The following is a 19,283-nucleotide window of genomic DNA, read 5'->3' as shown; positions in this document are numbered from 1 at the left end:
ACACCCACGGCGACACTTGCAGCAACGACCTTCACAGTGACGGTCACCGACCAGACGTCGCCCACTGCGCAGACCTCGTCCAAGACCTTCAGCCTTACCGTGAATGCCTCCGTTCCAGTCGTGACCGGCATTAGTCCCGCCTCAGGTCCCGCAAGCGGCGGCACCGTCGTAACAATCCAGGGCAACAACTTCACCGGGGCAACGCTGGTCAGCTTCGGGGCAAACAATGCGATATCCTTTACTGTCGTCAGCGCCAGCCAGATTCGTACGACCGCGCCGGCAGGATTGCTCGGATCGGTGCATATCACCGTCAGAACACCTGCGGGAATCAGTGGGGAATCTGCAGCGGATCAGTTTACCTACGCAATCCCTGCCGACAGCACCAACCTGCGCAACCTTCAAACCCAGGTGACGCCGTTGGCCGCACAGTTTTGGGGGCAGACAACCTCGGAAGCCATGACCGACGCGGTCTCCGAGGCTTTTGCGGGCGACGGTCCTTTGATCACCCCCATCGGTATGGGCGTTCGCTTCAATTTCGCGGCTGATCCCGGAGACCAGTTCGGTCAAAGAACAGTAAGGGCCGATCCGCAAGACACTCTTGGTGGGATCTATTCGGCGTTTGCAGAACCCGAACGCGGCGAAAGGCAAAAACAAGATTTGGCCTCTCAGCGTTTTGAGAATGCCTTTGCATCGCAGACGAAGCCCGCAGCCAGACCGCTTGCGCGATCGGCTGGTCCTCGTCCGGGGGACTGGTTGCCTTGGGCTGAAGTCAGAGGCATGTTTCTAACCGCATCCGCGGCAAGTTCAGGCGTCGCCGGTTACACGCTCTCCGGAAATCAGCTGAACATGACCGCAGGCCTCACGCACGTGATCTCACCCACCTTTGTCATCGGTGTGTTGGGGGGGGTGGAGACTTTTGGTTATCGCGCCGAGGCCATTCAGGGCCGCCTGAAGGGCAACGGCTGGACTGTGGGGACCTATGCAGGATGGAAGCTGACGGACACGATACGGCTTGACGCAGGCTTCGCATATTCGGGAATAGGATTTGATGGCTCAGCCGGTGCCGCCAGCGCATCGTTTTCGGGTTACCGGATGCTGCTCTCCGGCGGCCTGAGCGGTCTCTATAGCGCCGACAACTTCATCATCGAGCCGTCGGCTCATGTTTATGCCCTACGGGAATTCGAAAACGGCTACACCGACTCGCTAGGCGCAACGCAGGCCGAGCGCGTCTTTTCGAACGGACGTGTCGATGCCGGGCTCAAGGTGACCTATCCGCTCGAATGGAGCGATGCGCTGACACTGTTTCCCTATCTGGGTCTTTATGGCGACTACTACTTCAACAGCGATAACGTGAGTTCGGCTGGAGCCGGCAATGTTGCGCGACCCGTTATGAATGGCCTGTCGGCCCGCGCGAGCGTCGGCATGTCTGCCCGGTTCGCCCATGGAACGACGGTTTCGATCGGGGTCGAAAGAGGCGGCATCGGCAGCTCAACAGCCGTCTGGAGCTTGAAGATGAACGCGTCGATCGCGCTGGGCGGCAAATGATGCGTCTCGGGAACGCTGGAGTTTTGTTGAATGACGGCATTGGCCACCTGAAAGACCGGTAGCGAATTTGAAGTATCGCAGTTTCCGCATATGAAGATGTCGATGACCGCGCCAGACTTCGCATTTCAGCTACGGTAACGATAGCGGACCCATCGGCACAGAATTTGCTGTCATCCATCTGTGGTCATCTCGCGTCGGTCATCAAGCGGGTACGCGGGGCTCAGCTACCTGCGCACACCCACGAGCAGGCAACGCGCGAATAGGCATCGCCATTCAGGTCCTGCCGCGTCTGATGAAGACTTCGTTGGCAGCAGATTAGGCCTGTTCGCCTTCAAACGCGTTGGCATAGCGACGGGGGTACGGCTCCGACGAACCGGATCTGGCACCGATCTACGACGTCGTTTGCACGGCCGTTTATCCCCGCTTGTCAAAGAGGCTTGCCATGAAGATTGGTGTCCGCGATGTGCCCGACACCATCCAGCTGAAACACTGGAAAGCATTGGTGCCCGAAACCAAGTCTTCTCAGCGCATCCTTGTTCGCAATCTTGCCCAAATGGCGGAAAGAATTGTGATCGAGGCTGATGCCCTTGTTACAGAACTGGCCGACGAGGGGACCAGGCACCCTATCCTGAGTACAATTCGCAAGGTCATCACAAGTCGAGCTGGTTTGCTAAAGAGAGCCGCGGAGCAGGTGTCTTAAGCAGTTGAATGGTCTTTGATATCCAGCGCTATGTCCTTCGACCAACGGGCCGGCGGTTCACATTCTTTCAAGGCGTGATAATACGGATTATGGGAATGTCGGGCTCCGGTGTCGTCGACGGTGACATAAGACGACGACACCAGACCGGCATGCAGCACCGCCTGATCCTCGGCGACAAAGCCATCCAGATCGTTCGTGAGAAGCCGCACCATCTGGCGCTTTGATATGTCGAGACCGATATCGTTCAGCAATGTCGTCAGCCGTGCACTCGTCACCTGTCCATGCGCGTGGAGCATCAGGCAAATCCGTCTGAGGTTGGCGCCATAGCCACCCACGATCCTCGCCGGCAAAGGTGCCAGCACCGTCTTCCCATCTGGCGTCACCCAGCATTCACGACGGTAATGGACGAGTTCCGCCTTGAGCACGAGGTCGCGAACATAGGCGCTTTTGTACCCCTTGAAGCGTGAGCCGGCCGGCGCATCGACCCGTAGAATCTCTTGCCGGTTCACCCGTTTCACATCCAACTTCGCTCCACGCGGCGTCTTCTTGCGGGCTGGCTTGACGCCGAGTGCGGCATCTGTTGCCTTGTCCATGCCCGATGAACGAAACGGTGGCCGCGGTGGCAGGTTCTTCAGCCGCGCGATCTCGTCGCGCAACAGCTGGTTCTCGACCTTCAGCCGGGTATTGTCCAACCTGAGCGCCGCGTTTGCCTCACGCAACTGGACCGTCTCGGCCTCAAGCTTCTCAAGCCGGCCGTCCGCCTGCTGTGACCGCTCCAAAAGACCCGTCACCAATCCACGCAGCGCGTTCAGCGACAGCGTGTCGGCATGTTCGGGGGAGGGGAGGCGCTTCTTCATCACAGAATCGAATCATGATTTGCCCTGATCCGGAATCCCACTGCGGATCAAACGATCCAGCCTCGCCGGTTATGCACAGTTTCGACAGCTGGCGCTGAAACGTCGCCACCGATTTTGCCCCACGTACCCTGATGCGGCCGGCTTTCGACGCCGGTGTCGCGCTCGCGCGTCTCGACGAGCGGATCGTCCGTTCGCCAGCGGGGCAGGGCTTCCTCGAGCGCACCCAATTCACCGATGCCTGTGCCTCGCTCTGGATCGACGGCGAACTCGTCCACCTCGAGGACCTCGTCCTTCATGATGCCACCCGCGATATTCGCACACCCACCCATGAGCTGACAATCGCCCGCGATGTTTTGCGCACCCGTCGGCGTATCGCCGCGCAGGCACCCAGCTGGGCGTTGTCGAGCGACGGTCTCCGCTCGCTGCGGAAAACCTCGGAGATCGGGTCGAGCGGCGGGGACGAGGGGACAGCGGCCCGAGTTCGGTCGGCAGTCGCGATCGACGGGGAAGGGGAGGATGTCGACGACATCGAAAATCTTCCCGGAGTGGACTATGCCGCCATCGACGCAGTGCTGGCCCGCTCTGAAGCTGCGATCGAGAACGCGACCCGGCCCGGCCGCGCCAGCGGGGCGGATAGAGACGAACTGGTCTATGATCTCGACTGGGACGAAGACGCGCGGCTCGATGAATGGCGTGGCGTGTTGCGACAGGCGGAAAATTTGCCCGTGGTGCTGCAGGCCATCGTTGCCCTCGATGCCTGGAACGAACTGTCCGTCCTTCAGCACGCGCCCTGGCTTGGCCGGCTGCTGGTGGCCTCGGTCCTGCGCCAGGCCGGCATCACCACCGGTGCCCATCTCGCAGCCATTAATCTCGGCCTGAAAACCATTCCAGTCGATCGTCGTCGGCATCGCGACCGGGAAACCCGGATGCTGGCCATCGCCCACGGACTGATCGCGGCCGCGGAGATCGGGCTCAAGGAGCATGACAGGCTGGCGCTGGCTCGAACACTGATGGAGCGAAAGCTGGAGGGGCGCCGGACATCTTCAAAACTGCCGGAGCTGGTTGAGTTGGTGATGGCCAAACCGTTGGTGTCGACAAAAATGGTGGCAAAGACGCTCGATGTGACGCCGCAGGCGGCGCGGCGGATTGTTTTGGAGCTGGGCTTGAGAGAGATGACGGGGAGGGGGAGGTTTCGGGCCTGGGGGGTGATCTAACATCACCGGCAATGTTGGCATTCGTTGCAGGGTCGTGGGTCGCTAGTGTGAGCGACTGAGCCTGTTTTACTCCGGGCGTGACCGTCGGTCCCTAAATGTCAAACCGATCATCGGCAGTATGATGCCCGTGCGACAACGGGGGGTTCGGCAAAGGCCGACGCGGAAGACGAGGCCGGCGTTGGGAATGTTACAGCACAAGATTCCAGGTGGACACGCGTCGTTGAGCGACAGAGGCAAAGGAGGAAAAGCGTGCGTCTAACAAAGGCAGACGTCATCGAGTGCTTCGAAAAGCGCGATAGATCTTATCGGCTGGCAATCATGTGCACTCATTGGCTACGCGATAGTTCGCAGTACACGCCAAGTGCCATTGACGAGGCAAAGAGCTTGCAGATGGAAGCTCGCGGGCTCTGGATTTCCTACTTGGACCTCGCCCAGGCGCTCGAACAGCAAGATCTGCGAGAAGCCCTTTTGGCAGAATTTGCCCTTACACATCTCTATGCGCTGATTTGCCCTCCATTCGAATTTCTCAGTGACTTTTGCGAAGATTACGACAAGGAGAAGCCAGAGATCTTGCTGTTGCGAGGTTTGAAAGCGGCGGGATGGTACCAATTTGCCAGAATCGTGAGAAACACGCTCTCGCATAATTTCCGCTTCGACTTTGATGCTCGGACTAAGGCAAGGCTGCCAGTAGGCTGGAATGGTATCACGATATCGGAAGCAATGGATGGGCAAGAAATTACCCACCTGACCCTGTGGCACAAGACAGGGTACGACCTCTTTTTGGAGATGAGGGCATTCGCCGAGGCGTTGCCGACTGACCGTTAGGCTTTGCGAGGGGTACTGAAATGGAACAACGCATCAGGGAATTCCTTGAAAATCGTCAGGCGGCTCATCCCCAGTCGCTCGCGTATTATCTTCAGCTATGGGATGGCCATTTGTCCGCGGGCTTGGCGAACAATCACTTCATCCTCGAACTGACAAGCGGGAACGATTCAAAGTTTCTTCAACGCGTCTGGGAGATGTTGCTCGCGCGGCATCTCCTCGCTCGCGGCCACACCATTAGCTCCCGTCCGGAGGGAGAGCCGGACTTTCGATTTGAAAGTGCTGGCCGGGTCGTATGGGTGGAGGCCGTTTCACCTGGACCAGGTCCGGACCTATCTAGGGATCCACCCATCACCGGTACGAAAGTTCCACATCGGGAAACGCTACTGAGATGGACCACCGCCTTCGCTGCCAAATCGAAAAAAGGTAGAGAGTATCGGAGCAAGGGCGTTGTGAAGCCCGACCACGCTTACGTCGTTGCGATTGATGGAAGTCAACTCGGGTGGTTTCCTCTCACGCATGGGGCGTCCCAACGCATGCCCTACGTGGTGGAGGCCACCTTCGCCGTAGGGCCGTTGGCATTCAGGGTGGAAGAAGAATCTAGTCGATTTCTTGGAGCCACTACGACAGTAAGTCCCGCAGTGCCCAACCGCAACAATGCCTCAGTTCCCACGGCAGTCTTCTTTGACGCGAGTTATTCCCACGTAAGCGCCGTCATCGGGTGTGTCCCACCAATGTTTTCTCCTCCCGAATTGCCGGTTCAGGTCGCTTATAATCCGCTCGCGGAAGTTCCGCTGGAGCCTGGATTGTTTGGACGATCGGCAGAAGAATGGGGCGCACAGCGCGCGGGAAGCGACGCGGAATGGCAAGATTGGGATCTTGTGCGCTTGGACTCCCGTAACGGTTGACAATGCGTCCTGTGGCCGCCGGTGCTGTTCGAGCTCGTCACGGCAAAACCTTCGGTGTTGACCGGCATGGCGGTCGGTGCACTTTGGTGGGGCCGCAGGCGGTGCGGCGAATTGTTTTGGAGCTGGGGCGATGACCGGGAGAGGGTCGGGCGTGGGTGACAATCTAAGGCATTTCGATCTGAGATCAGATGGCATTTTGCCAACGCTCCAGCCACAATGAGAAGTAGCAACTTTGATGCCGCAGCATCGCTTGTCTCTGGCTTTTGCTACCGAGCCATGCAAAATGGTGAGCGGCAGGAGTTATAGTAACATGCTTCAAAACATCGATTTAGCGGCCGCCGTCGAGTACGCGTTGGATGGCATGCTGAATGACCGTCAGGTTGTATTACTGGGTGCCGGCCTTTCGATGGCGCCGCCAAGCAGCCTTCCCAGTGCCTGGACATTGGCCCAGGAGGCGAAGGACAAATACGATATGCAACACGGGGCAACTCGTCCTCCGCTGTCGCCAGATATCGAAGAGCAAGCGGACTTCTTTTTTCACCGCGGTGAGCTTTCCACCGTCTACCTGGCAAACTTGATTGACCAACATGCTTTTGCGGGTGTGCCCAATGCTGGTCACAACGCCGCTGCTGACTTCCTGCTTTGCGGGGCACTACGATTGGGGATCACCACCAACGTCGACAACTTAATCGAAACGGCGGGACACCATCTGCTTGGTCAGGTGTTCGTCGGGATCGATGGTCATTCGGCCGCTGGAGCCCCGATATCCACCTCGCCGCTATTAAAAGTTCACGGCTGCTGGACTATCGATCGGCCGAATACCGTCTGGACGCAAAGTCAGATTGAGGCGGAGCCGGTCAAGTCCCGGATAGATCATAGCGCCGAATGGCTCACGCAACAGCTACTCAACCGTGATTTGCTTATAATAGGATATTCGACGGACTGGACATATCTAAATGCAGTACTTGAAAAAGCGCTCGGCGCCGTGAATCCTGCTCGGATCCTGATTGTTGATCCGGTTGCATCGGCTGACTATGTCGCGAAGGCTCCATTTCTATCTGCGTTAGGTGACGGATGCGTGAACGGAAATTTCCATTTGCAAGCGTCTGGCGCCGAATTTCTAGGCCGCCTACGTGAACAGTATTCCCGGAGCTTTGTACGACAAGCGTTGATGTATGGTAGAGCTACATATGGAGATTTGTACGGCATCGCACCGACTGACGATCTGTTAGACCCTCCGCAAATTACAAACCAGGAATTTTGGCAAACTAGGCGGGATTTACTAGGTTGTGAGCCTTTCAAGCCGATCGTGTCGAGGCGACCGCATGCAGAACCGCTTGTTGGCCTTACGATACTTCAGCTTCGACGGCTTGGCGCTGTTGCTGATGGTTCATACTGGCTGCTTGATGGGAACCGATTTCGGGTCATTCGGGCGGCGAATGAGGCGCTCCACAAAGTTGAAGGCCGGTATGCCCGGGAAGCTGCGCCTGCGGTCGCACCCGACGTTATCATTGCAGTGGGCGCTCAAGATATGGGACTGCCGGCCAATGTCGCTCGGGCACCGACCGGTTCAATCGCTCGGGGAGCAAGCAGTCGGTGGATTACGCGAGACGCGGCACAACAGGAGTTTCTCCAATGACGGTCCTTCTGGATGATGCGATCGCGGTGCTGGCCGATGCTCAGTTTTTGATTGACCGCGAGACCGGTCTCGAACGGGCTGTCGCGTTTGAATCGGCAACCGTTCTCGGATTTATCCTAACATACGACGACGCGGCGCAACTGATTTCGAAATGGTCGGACGATTCAAGCAAGATCACTGGCGAGCGCCGGTTTCAACTCCGGTCGGCAGGCACGAAGGCTTGGAACACGTACGTCATCCTTCTTGCTGAGGCACCCGCAAGTGACATTCAATCTGTCGCCATGACAGAGATTGAGGAAAATCTTTCCGGAACACGAAAAATTGCGCGCGCCGGGATCAGAGGACATGAGGATACCCGCAACGCATTGCTTTCCTTGCTCCCCTTACGCGCGGCTCCCGTTCTTCAGCCCATCAATATGTCCGACGAAATCAAGCAGCGAACAACCGAGCTCCCCGCAAACGTCGTGGACGCATTTCTGACGCTCGATGATGAAGAACAGCTCATTCGTCTACTGGAGGAGCAATGAAGCTAAAGTCTGTAAAGCTGCGCGGATTTCGCGGGTATCGAGACGAGGTTACTTTTAACTTCGCACCGGGCTTCACGGTTATCGACGGGCGCAACGGTGTCGGCAAAAGCACGATCTTCGACGCGATCGAGTTCGTCCTGACCGGGAGAATATCGAAATACGGAGATGCCAAAGCCGCCGGCGAGGGTGTTGGCCACTATCTTTGGTGGACCGGGTACGGTAGCGCCATGCTCGACGGGTTCGCGGAAGTTTCCTTCGAGCAAGACGGAAAAATCCTTACTCTGCGCAGGTCGGTTCTCGATGAACCGTCAGAATCTGATTTGCAGGTCATCGAGCGATCATTCATTGATCAAGACCAGGCGCCCAAAGACGCGCTTCGTCAATTATGCGCTGCCTCGATAATTCGAGATGAGCACATTGCCGGGTTGAGTTTGGATCTATCTGAGACAGATCGTTATGCGATGCTCCGGCAAGCCATCGGCGCCAATGATGCAGACGAGTGGATCTCACGGGCCAACCGATTGGTTTCTGCAGCAAAGAAGAGGCTGGAAAGTTCTAAATCTGATGTTAATGACGCGTCTCAGCAGGTTTCGAACCTTGAGCGTCGTGCAGACGAAATCCGACTTTCTCTCTCAGGGGATCAGGCGATTTCGGAAGCGGCCTCGAGAGTAGGTCAGCAGCTGAATTCATCCGACGCTCCTGATATTCTTCTCACCCGAGCTCGCGAGCTTGTGGCTGCCCGCGAGGGGCTGTTGGAAGCTTTAACTCGATTCGAGCGACGGGCAACGCTGCTTGCAGGGCTTGCCGCGGAAATTGAAGACCTCGAGGGCCGGCGGCTTATAGTAGAATCAGATTTGGTCGAGGCAGAAGCGTTACTTGCCGGGTTGCCATTGGCAAGCGAAGGGCAATCGACCCTGCTTTCCGCCAAAGCGCGCGAACTCGTCCACCTCGTAACGCTTGGCCAGCGCGTAGGGTTAGTTCAATCACTATGCCCGGTGTGCGGAGAGGAACATACAGCCGAAAGTTTCTCGGCCGGCGCCGAAAGAATGACCGAACTTGCGAGCGAAATAGATGCGGAGGCTACCGAACTCGCGAAGGCGGAGGAAGAACGGAGTGCTGCAGGTAGAGCCGTGCAGGGCCTGACGTCACAGCTCTCGGTTATCTCCGATCGCATAAGCGAGTTGTCAGTGCAGATTACAGGATACAATACGGACGTATCAGCTCTAAACCTTCCCGCTGATGATCCTGCGGGAGCTGCCGCCGATCGGCGTCGTGAGCTGATCACATCAATCGAGGGTCTGCAGCGCGATATAAGGATTCTTGGCACTCTTCGACAGGATAGCGAGCTTGACGCGGTCCTAGGAAGGTTGCAGTCCGCCAAAGATAATCTCGCGCGAGCTCAGGAGCGGGCTGGTCGATCGAGAAAAGCGGAAGCGATGGCCGCCGCGCTTTTTGATGCAGCACGCCGTGCGGGCGCAGAAACGCTTGATCGCCGGCTTGATCGCGTTCTTCCTCTGATGTCCGAGCTTTATCAGCGCTTAAGACCCCACCACCACTGGCGCGATATCGAATATGCAATCCGCGGTGACGTTCGGCGCTTTCTCACTTTGCGGGTTGGAGACGGTCTCAATCCGCAGTTTTTATTCTCGAGCGGTCAACGTCGTGCAACCGGCCTCGCGTTTTTGCTCTCGATCAACCTATCCCTAGCTTGGAGCCGATGGAGGACAATCCTCCTCGATGACCCCGTCCAACACGTCGACGACTTCAGGACTGTACATTTGGCGGAGCTTTTGGCGCAACTGGTCATCGGTGGCCGGCAAGTCATTGTCGCGGTGGAAGATGCAGCGCTGGCGGACATGCTCTGCCGACGCTTGCCGATCACCGACGCAAACAGTGCGCGGAGGATGACAATCGGCAATTCGCCAGAAGGGGCGTTCGCGATAATTTCGGACGAGCCGCTCAACCCGCTTCAGCAGATGGTTTTCCGATCGGGAGGCATCACCGCCGGATCCCAGCAGGTCTCGTAATCGGGGTGGAGTCGTATTGTCCGACTATGATTTTCACGAACTTTCGAGCCACGATTTCGAACTGCTCGTACGAGACCTCCTTCAGGCTGAATGGGGCACACGTATCGAGAGCTTCAAGACAGGCAAGGACCGCGGCATTGATTTAAGATTCGCGCAGGGCGAAAAGCAGATCATCATCCAAGCCAAACGCTTCATCAAGACGGGTTTCGCTGGGCTCCTAAGGGAGCTGGCTGTGGAGGCAACAAAGGTCAGAGCTTTGCGGCCAGGTCGATATGTCCTCGCGACATCTCTTCCACTGTCTGCTCATAACAAGGACGCTATCGTTCAAACGATAGGCGCGCAGTTTCTTTCGCCGTCCGACATTTTCAGCCAAAGCGACATCAACAATCTGCTTGAACGCCACCCGCATATTCTTCAGGCAACCGTAAAGCTTTGGTTAGGCAGTAAAGCTGTTCTCGACAGGGTCCTCAATAACGAACAGCATGTACGCAACCGGCTCCAAATCGAAAAAATCAGCGGCAACGTCAAGCGGTATGTTCACAGCTCATCCTACGCCAAGGGCATCGAAGTTCTAAACAAGGAGCGGGTCCTCATCATTTCTGGCCCACCAGGGGTCGGGAAAACCACGCTGTCCGACATGCTTGCCTATGCTCATATGAACGCAGGCTGGGAAGGCAATTTTATCCGTCGCGATATCGCGGAGGGTGAAAAGATATTTGAGCGGGAGAGACCGCAAATCTTCTGCTTTGATGACTTTTTGGGAGCCACTTTTTCAGGGGACCGAGGCGGTTTTTTTCTGAAGAATGAAGATCGTGCTATCGCCGATTTCATCGCACTTGTGCGTTCAAGCCCAAATTCGCGTCTAATTTTGACGACACGCGAGCATATTTGGCGCCAAGGTATCGGCGTTTCCGAAAAGCTGCGAAACGCCGGCCTTGAAGTGCATCGCATTGTGATGCTGCTCAATGAATATAGCGTCCGGGAACGGGCAAGTATTCTATATAATCACATCTATTTCGGAGATCTGCCGGAACAATACCGCCATGTTCTGTTGAGCGACGAGTTCTATCTAGAAGTGGTAAAGCACGACAAATTTAATCCTCGACTCATCGAATGGCTATCTAGTTATCAACGGGTGCGAAACGTCGCCGTCCAAGAATACAAGCCATTTGTCCGGAGGCTTTTCCATGATCCGGCTGAAATCTGGCGGCACGCTTACGAGCAGGAGTTGACTGACGCTGGCCGGTCAATTCTGCTGGCTCTCTTTTCGCTGGGCGGAAAGACGCATGGAGCTTTGCTTCACAAAGCTTTCGAAAAGCTACACGAGCATCGATCACGCAAATATGGGCTCCGTCGGGGTCCTGGTGACTTCCGCGAAGGCATGGCTGCGGTAAAGAACTCCTTCATCCGGCCAGTCGGCCAGAACGACTTTGAAGTGTTGAATCCTTCGGTGCTTGATCTTATGAACTCGGTTGCTCGCGAAGCACCTGAAAACGTCGTCGACGGGATGATTGCTGCCGTTGACCTGAGTCAGGTCGAACGCCTTTGGCAGCTCGCGCGGACATCTCGTGCGATCCTCAGTGCGTTTGTAGGTAAGTCCGCCGACCTCGCTTCCGCGACGAAAGAACGCCTCTCAGACACAAAGCGGATTGTTCAATATACGGGTGGCGAATATGCCACGGAGTTGACACCCGAATATAGGCTCGCCGCAATCATCGATCTGACCGATAAGCTACAAACCCCTGAATTTTTCGAGCTAACCGAGTTTGCCGCGGCTGAAATGGAAGAGTCTTGGCATACAGGCAGAGTTCGCTTGAACGACGCTATCACTGCGCTTCGTGCTCTCGAAGGAGCATCATGGGAGCAACTTCAACGGATGAGTGGCCTGCGATATCGGATGGCGGAAGCAATCATATCCTCGGCTTCCCGAGGTTGCAGGGTAGACGAACTACGTGAAGCGATCAGTGCGATTGATCTCGACGATGCTGATTTTCCCCATGCGAAAGACGCTCTGGTCAGCGCTTTCAACATTGTTACTACACAGTTCCATAGCGATTTAGCGGAATGCCGAACGCTCGACGAGCACAAAGGGCTAGTGGAAGATTATGAGTGGTTCGCTGAAACCCTAGACGTCGATGTATCGGCGCAATTGGCCGCGATTGAAGAGCAGATCGACGAATTGGAAAATGCGGAGGAGGCTCGCGCCGACGCAATGATGGACGATTATCGGGAGCGCGCCTACGACGCACGGGAATCGGACAGCGAGCTCCGAAATCTTTTTGATACCTTGCGACGTGAGTAGTTGGAACGACCTCTCGTTGCCGTTGTCTGCTGCGCGATGTGTGGCTCGCCTTGACGGGTGCCTTTCAGCATTGTTCAGTCTCTCGTCGAAGGGGGAACTAAGTGTCAAGTAGATTGCGCGTGTTCATCAGCAGCACGATGAAGGATCTCGGCGATGCACGCCGGGCTATAGCTGTACGGCTTCGCTCTCTGAACGTCGAACCCGTCAACGCAGAGGACATGCATCCCGATGGCAACTCAAGCTGGGATGTCATTCGTCACGAGATCGAGACGTCACATCTTTTCATTCTGCTCAGCGGAGACAGCTACGGGTGGGTTCCCAATGCGGGGCAAGGTGCCGGTGAGGGGCGATCAGTGACCCACATGGAAGCTCTCCTCGCCAACTCGATCGGATTGCCCATCTTGCCATTTTTCAAGCGCCTTGCGTACGACTCACCTCGGGATACGGAGGATGCGAAGGCGCGAGATGCGTTCCGCCGCGAGGTTGGTGACTGGGAGGCTGGGCGCTTCAGGCAGGAGTTCGAATGGATTGACGAGCTCGCAAGCAAGGTTGGAGACGCGGTCCTAGATTTGTTTCAACGTTCGGTTTTGCGGGAGTTGGCGGAGCGGAAGCCAACCAATCGCAGTGACACAAACGGACGGATCGCTGAAGACTTCGCCGGTGTTGTAATTCCAGAGGGGTTTATAGGCTGCGATCCCGTCCTTTTCGCGGGAGCCGGGGTTTCTGTGTCCGCAGGCTTGCCTACCGCGAATGTGATGGCCGAACTCTTTGGATCGCGGCTGTCGCTCGGAGTCTCGGGTGAAAACATTCTCGCCAGACATCGCTTCGCGGATGTAGCCTATGCGGTCGAGCGCCGCCTCGGCCGCGCAATCCTCGAAGCGACAATTGCACAAGCGTTTGATGTGGTTCAAGGGGTTGTTCCGACAGCCGGCCACTTATCGGCGGTAGCAAGTTTCAGCCACATCGTCACTACAAACTACGACGATTTATTCGAGCGCGCGTGTATAGCTCAGGGCATCCCTTTCAATGTACGGTCGCCAAACGGATTTGTTCGGGGAGATGGCCGGCAAGTCACAATTTTCCAACTTGATGGATCGGTAAGCAGTCCATCGAGCTTGATCGTTACAGAAGAGGATGCTGCCAAAGCTCGCAACGACAAGAATTATTGGCGCAAGATTTCGCAAATGATCGGCAATCGGCCAATGATCGTTGTTGGTCATTCGCTTCGCGATGACAACGCGCGGCGGGTTTTGTTAGAGCGCGGTAGCGGAGCCGGTCTCTACGTCTCGATCGCTGACAATTTGATGGACGATATCGTTCACGATCGATTCGACCTCTCGGAATGTGTTGCCACTGCCGACAACTTTCTACGATCGTACGAGTCTGCCCATCGGAACTTGACAAGACTGGCCGATTAATCTTGTAGCTCAACGCTTTCCCATGTCGCGAGCACCTGTTGGCCTCGCGCGTCGACCGGAAGTAGTGCTTCGAACTTCCCGAGCAGCGCAACCGCTAATCCGGGTGCTTCAACAAGGAGCCCTATCTCGTCGAGAGCGTTTTCAGCGAGACCCGTCTGCGAGGCCCAATTCATGCTCGTGATAACGATACTATCATTGTCCCAGGCGAGAAACTTAGCGTGCAGTTGTGGTTCCCGCACTGGAATGATCCTTGCCAAACCAATCAGCCGTTCCCGCTGCCTGGCTACGTGACGGGGCTTGATTGGGCCGGAACGGCGTGAATAGTACACTCTCACGTCGGCGATACGTTGGCCGGCAACATGTGCAGGGTTGAACACTCCGGGCACCATTGGAGCGCCCAATCGGTTCGTGCAACAAACAAAACGCTCCCTCGCATCATGCGCGGCCGACCGCAGCACACGCTCGTGGTCATCTGCCAGGAGAATGGTCATCTTAGCTGCGATTCTGCCCGGGCTGGCCGCTTCAGTGTCCCTAAGCGTGCGCTTGTTCCTCCTCAGTTCAGCGGCCATGAAGGTAAGTTCTTCGACTGAACGTCGCGCCTCCGACAGCGGACCAACAATGCTTCTCAAAATGTCGAGCAGGTTGGCGCTCGCCTCATGCTCGCGAATCTCCCCGGATATTTCCACTGAATTGAACGGCGACGACAGCCAGTTACAAGACCCTAACAAGACCACGACGCCACCTTGGCCGTCATCCGCGGCGAGGAATTTTGCGTGGCTCGCCACCGGGTCCCTATGCACCAGGACATATCCTCTTGTCAGATTCCCGACGGTGAGACGAACCCGTAGAGCTTCCATCGCATTCGCGTTCTTCGACCGCTCGTCCAAAGTCGTTCCGTAAAAGAGGTGCACATGAACACCTCGCCGGCAGGCACGCTCTATTGCTCCGATGATGCGCTCGCGGTTTTCGCGTCCTCTTTCATCATCCGCACCCGCCACAAATGTCGAGAGCACAAATAAATCGCTCCGTGCCGCGTCCGCTATTTGCTCGAACCGGTCAAGGTGCTCTTCGGCGCCAACAACCAAATCGTCAGGATTGAACGCAGTTCGGAAAGCTTCAGGCTCCCGACGTTTGAGTGGCGTAAGCTTGGGGAGGTTGCCCGTTTTGATAACTTCGCCCAGCATTGCCTTGAGCTCGTCGCTCGATCCATCCGGAAAAACACCATCGCGCGCATCGTTCAGGTCGAAGACTACAAACTTTGGCTCGATCACGGAATTGACGGTCCTGATTCCCCGCATCCACTCTCCTGGACGGATCTGGCCCGCCACAAGCCTTTGCACGCGATCGGCCATTGTGTCGTCGGTTTCGGGTGGATCGTCCTTCGGGAAACCTACCATTCTTACGGATCCGGAACTGTCTCGGGTGCTGTCTAGTGTCACATCCCGTCGACGAAAGATCGAATGGCCAGCTCGCTCGTAGACAAGGCTGATGCTCATTTCCCTTTCGACAGTCCTCTCTGGAAGGGGGCGGTCGGTGTGGATGAGTTCCTTTCCAATCGCGCTCGTCACAAGAACCGGTTTTGGAACAACCTGTACTTCGACGAGTCCAAACTGCATCAGCCGTGCCACGGCGGCGTCAACGATTTGGCTGGGAATAGACAATGCACTCGCAACGCTCTCGATTGTTCCCGGCGCGGTGTGTAGTCGAAGAAGCACCATCTCCTCAACAGGGCTCCAGCCCCATACCCGCTGGATTATGGCTCGGGCCCTGTAATGCCAGGCGGCGACATGGAGTTTCATAGACAAAGCTTTCCGCCCACGTCGACCGGGACAATGGATGCCCAAGGCACTGTATTCCCCAGCCGGCTCTCTGTCAGGACATGCACTTCATCGATCATTTTCTTCACGAAGCCCAACTCCCCCCCGAGATGATCAGGATCGGTGCCTTCGACGGCATCGCCGAGGAATCCGAGACTAGTCGCCAGGATGAGCTTCTGCCTTGCGCGACTAAGAAGGACGTTCATACGTTGACGGCTCCTGACATGACCCAAGGCCCGACCGCCGACCAGCGTGTTATTGCGGACCAGGCTCGCCGCCACCAGATCAGCCTCGCCGCCTTGAAAGCTGTCGGACGTGTAAACAAACCTCCGGTCGTCACGCGGACTTGCGAAGCCGAATAGCGTGCCGTCCTGTTCGTCGATCAGGGAATTTAGCTGCCGCTCAAGCTGCTTGACCTGCGCCCAGTAGGGCGCGAGGAAAACGAGTGTTGGGAGGCATCCCTTATCGTCGCGGTGGGGTTGCACGGATTTGACTGCTTGGATGAGTGCCTTGCATTCAGTCACGTTCCTGAAAGACCCCTTGATATTTTCCTCAAAGGCACGGATTTTGACCATGCTGAGTGATGGCAAGTTCAGAACGACAATTGGTGATGACGGCAGATTCTTGGTTGTCGAAAGCGTCGGTTTGCGATCCACCACACGTTGGGCTGGCTGAAGCAGACCGTTGTAGAAGGTATTTGACACCAGCTGGCAGATCGCCGGATGCATCCGGCTCTGTTCGAGCAAAGCGCTGGCTATTGAGCTAGCAATTCCGTTTGTACGGGATCGCTCCTCCTCGCGCTCTGCGATCGATCTGAAGGGCTCTTCAAATCGCGTCGCCAATCCAAGCACATCCACCCTGAGCGATTTGTCGGTTTCGAGAACTTCGAGGGCTAGGTCTACCTCTGGAGGTAAATCAGAAAAGGTGCCGAGCTGTTTACGGGCATCCGCGAGGAGCTCTTGCGCCCGATCAGCATCGTAAAATTTCTTTCGTTCCGCCGCATCGAACGGTGAAAGTTGGTTGTGGTCGCCGATAATGACTCTTCTATTGCCGAGTAGGAGCGCGCCAACAAGCTCGGACCCGTTTGCCCTTGCTGCCTCCTCGACGAACACCCAGTCGAACTGGTCGCCGTCTGCTATCATCTCTTCAATCACATGCGACGATGTCGTTGCCAGCGTGACATTGGATGACCTTAGCAGGAGGGTGTCCGTGTCGCGTAACACCCTCTCCGCGACGGCAGCCTGCCCCGAACCCGTAGGATGCAATGCTTGCTCGATCAGCTCAAACTGGGGGGCCATCACTCCCAGCTCCGGGGTTTTCTTAATACGACCAAGGATGGCGGCAGAACCCGCCCGCAATGAGCCTTTCTCGCCACCATTTCGGGCGCGCTCGACCCGTACAACTATCGCAATTTCCTTAGGCAGGACCTCCTTCAACTCATGTTCCATGTTGATGAGAGTTTCGTGGTTCTGCGCGGACACCAGAATTCGCGAGCGGCTGGCCTGGGAATGGATGCTCTTTACGAGCTCTGAAATGAGGTACGTTTTCCCCACGCCCGGAGGCCCTACGACTACGCTGATCGATTTGCCCGCCGCAATGGAATTCCATGCGGTCGTTTTGGTACCGTCCAGACCTCGCGGGGGCGGCCCTGGCGCGGCGATACCGACGAGCGCGTCATCGATCGCAACCTGTGCCGGATCATCGATCGCCCTCAACAACTCGGCATTGGTTCTTGCCGCCACGATGTTTTGCAAACGGCGTTTCACAGCTTGCTCGAGGCCAACATCCCTGCGCGGCCTCAGGAAGAGCGATTGGCCTGGGACGACAGGTTCGCTCGAGGAAAAGCCGTAAAGCCGATCGCCGCCAATATTTTCCGCGCCCTCGAAAGAAAGCTCCGGCACCTTCTCACGCATCCCACCGAGAGCGTCGGATGCGGCAAGAGTCCAATCGGGTCCCCCCTCGTCATGAGAGAATTCACGCCTCAACGACTCGGCGCAAGGCCGCAGGCCAGCACGCTTGCGTCTGGCATTCCTTTCCTCATCGTCCAGCGGGGTTACCCACACCAGATCCTTACCGGCAGTGTCAGGCGGGTCGACGACCTTGACGGGATATATCCTGAACTGCTCGCGCAGCAACGAGAATGCCTCAAGGAGAATGAGCGCGAACCAGGAAGGCGGGTCGTCACGAGCACCGGCGGCCGTTTTCTTCCTCGCAATCTCTGCCCACCCAATCACACCAAGCCCAGTCCGCTGGGCCCGCTCGTCTGCACCGGCGCGATTGACTGCAACGTGAATGCGCTGTTTGATTTCGAAGGCGTCAGCCACTCTATCGTCAGGCCGTCGTTTCCACGCTCCCGTTATTGTGCCTATGCGTCCCTCTTCGACACGAACGTTGTATATTGCCAGATCGGTTACAAGCTTGATCAACCCGGTACTTGTTGCGACCGCGCTGATTTCCGGACCGAGGAGGTCGTCGGCTACGAACCGTAAGACGCGCTGTGTTTCCGCTGCCGGGATGGTTCCGGATGTCAGGGAAGCAAGGTCGCTCTGCATTGCCTGCCTGCTCGGGTAGAGGATCAATTCTCCTTCTCCGCCGGAACCCACGCGATCTAGTTCCTCGATGACCTCCTTGATCTCCCGAATCACCGTCCGACCATCAAACAACTGGAAATTTGGTGGGTTCGTGAGCCGATCGAGCATTTTGAATTCCATGCTCGACAAAGTCGGTGGAGCGGTTCCATCCATGCCGAGTATGGCGCGGGCGGCCCTCCCTAGATCTACCCAGTCATGCCTGAACGAAACAACGCCGGTGTTTCGCAGGCTGCCGCGATCGGGTGTTGGGTCCTCGTCCAAAATCTGAACGCAAGACTCGTAGCCCCCGAGGCGGTAGTCCGGCACATCATCGGTTTGGGAGAATATGGTATGAAGGCTGATCGCCCCGTGCACAATGCCCGCGTCATGACATAGGCTCAACCCCTCCGCGATGCGGAGCATATTGCGCCAGAAGACTTGGCGTCCGGGGCCAGTCATGAGCAGCTGGAGACGTGCTCTTGTCCTATACGTCGACCCTGATAGCGGATCGCCAGGCCTGAGCATGGCGACACCGATTTCATTATCGTCCTCGACAATATCGATCACCTCAACGAGTACGTCTCGGGCTCGTCGTGATGTCAGGACACGATGGATTCTCCGAAGCCCCCTATCGAGCAGATGCCTGAGATCACCGTCCAGGGGGGTGCCGGTTTTCTTAAAAAGCCGAACGAGATAGCGCTCACCATCCTTGATGCCTGTCGCTGGTCGGAGATGGGAGTTCCAGGAGGTTGCCTCGCCAGGAAAGGAATCATCTGAAAACCGGTAGATGGCATCCAACGACCTCACGCGCGCGGATGTCGAACTAGCCATATTTGCTTTCATCCTTTTTCGTGCGGCGATTCGTTCCACGAAGATCTTATCAACTTCCTTCGCAAGTGTTGAGCAAGGTATGCACAGAAAAGTCTACTTCCACGAT

General features: G+C 56.7%; 12 protein-coding genes and 2 pseudogenes. 10 read left to right on the top strand and 4 right to left on the bottom strand.

All coding sequences use genetic code 11. The features are described from left to right. The coding region (locus ABID16_RS22545; RefSeq protein ID WP_354558630.1) for an autotransporter domain-containing protein at positions 1–1,545 on the top strand (1,545 nt) is incomplete at its 5' end. 223 nt (positions 1,546–1,768) lie between these two features. On the opposite strand, the pseudogene ABID16_RS22540 reads toward ABID16_RS22545, so the two are convergent. After that, positions 1,769–1,893 (bottom strand): annotated as a pseudogene (locus tag ABID16_RS22540) (homocysteine S-methyltransferase family protein); the annotation flags it as partial. A 94-nt stretch (positions 1,894–1,987) separates the two neighbouring features. Here ABID16_RS22540 and ABID16_RS22535 point away from each other — a divergent pair. After that, complete coding sequence (locus ABID16_RS22535) at positions 1,988–2,245, top strand: HipA domain-containing protein (protein WP_354558629.1); 258 nt, start codon at positions 1,988–1,990, stop codon at positions 2,243–2,245. A 77-nt stretch (positions 2,246–2,322) separates the two neighbouring features. Here ABID16_RS22535 and ABID16_RS22530 read toward each other — a convergent pair. Continuing rightward, positions 2,323–3,102, bottom strand: a pseudogene (locus ABID16_RS22530) (IS66 family transposase); the annotation flags it as partial. Positions 3,103–3,233: 131 nt separating this feature from the next. Between ABID16_RS22530 and ABID16_RS22525 the strand changes: the two are divergent. From ABID16_RS22525 to ABID16_RS22490, 8 genes are all read left to right on the top strand, one after another. Further along, a complete protein-coding gene (locus ABID16_RS22525) occupies positions 3,234–4,316 on the top strand; it encodes an RHE_PE00001 family protein (RefSeq protein WP_354558627.1) in 1,083 nt (360 codons plus the stop codon). A 249-nt stretch (positions 4,317–4,565) separates the two neighbouring features. Continuing rightward, entirely contained in the window at positions 4,566–5,141 is a 576-nt protein-coding gene (locus ABID16_RS22520) for a hypothetical protein (RefSeq protein ID WP_354558626.1), read from the top strand. A 20-nt stretch (positions 5,142–5,161) separates the two neighbouring features. After that, positions 5,162–6,046, top strand: a complete 885-nt coding sequence (locus ABID16_RS22515) for a hypothetical protein (protein WP_354558625.1) — start codon at positions 5,162–5,164, stop codon at positions 6,044–6,046. Positions 6,047–6,356: 310 nt separating this feature from the next. Continuing rightward, on the top strand, positions 6,357–7,685 hold the full coding sequence (locus ABID16_RS22510; protein ID WP_354558624.1) for an SIR2 family protein: 1,329 nt from the start codon (positions 6,357–6,359) through the stop codon (positions 7,683–7,685). Further along, positions 7,682–8,212, top strand: a complete 531-nt coding sequence (locus tag ABID16_RS22505) for a hypothetical protein (protein WP_354558623.1) — start codon at positions 7,682–7,684, stop codon at positions 8,210–8,212. Before ABID16_RS22510 ends, ABID16_RS22505 begins: the two co-directional genes overlap by 4 nt. Continuing rightward, on the top strand, positions 8,209–10,239 hold the full coding sequence (locus ABID16_RS22500) for an AAA family ATPase (RefSeq protein WP_354558622.1): 2,031 nt from the start codon (positions 8,209–8,211) through the stop codon (positions 10,237–10,239). The genes ABID16_RS22505 and ABID16_RS22500 overlap by 4 nt, the downstream gene beginning before the upstream one ends. A gap of 16 nt (positions 10,240–10,255) precedes the next feature. Continuing rightward, positions 10,256–12,541 carry an nSTAND3 domain-containing NTPase gene (locus ABID16_RS22495; protein WP_354558621.1) on the top strand — a complete coding sequence of 762 codons (2,286 nt, stop codon included), beginning with the start codon at positions 10,256–10,258 and terminating at the stop codon, positions 12,539–12,541. A 119-nt stretch (positions 12,542–12,660) separates the two neighbouring features. After that, positions 12,661–13,959 (top strand): DUF4062 domain-containing protein, encoded by a 1,299-nt coding sequence (locus tag ABID16_RS22490; protein WP_354558620.1) that lies wholly within the window; start codon positions 12,661–12,663, stop codon positions 13,957–13,959. Here ABID16_RS22490 and ABID16_RS22485 read toward each other — a convergent pair. Further along, complete coding sequence (locus ABID16_RS22485; protein WP_354558619.1) at positions 13,956–15,758, bottom strand: phospholipase D-like domain-containing protein; 1,803 nt, start codon at positions 15,756–15,758, stop codon at positions 13,956–13,958. The two genes, ABID16_RS22490 and ABID16_RS22485, sit on opposite strands and share 4 nt — an antisense overlap. After that, entirely contained in the window at positions 15,755–19,216 is a 3,462-nt protein-coding gene (locus ABID16_RS22480; protein ID WP_354558618.1) for a DEAD/DEAH box helicase, read from the bottom strand. Before ABID16_RS22480 ends, ABID16_RS22485 begins: the two co-directional genes overlap by 4 nt. Positions 19,217–19,283 lie beyond the last annotated feature (67 nt).

The organism is Limnomicrobium aquaticum (assembly GCF_040545545.1).
Lineage (GTDB): Bacteria > Pseudomonadota > Alphaproteobacteria > Rhizobiales > Rhizobiaceae > Ensifer_A > Ensifer_A aquaticum.
This window is presented reverse-complemented; position numbering and strand designations above follow the sequence as displayed.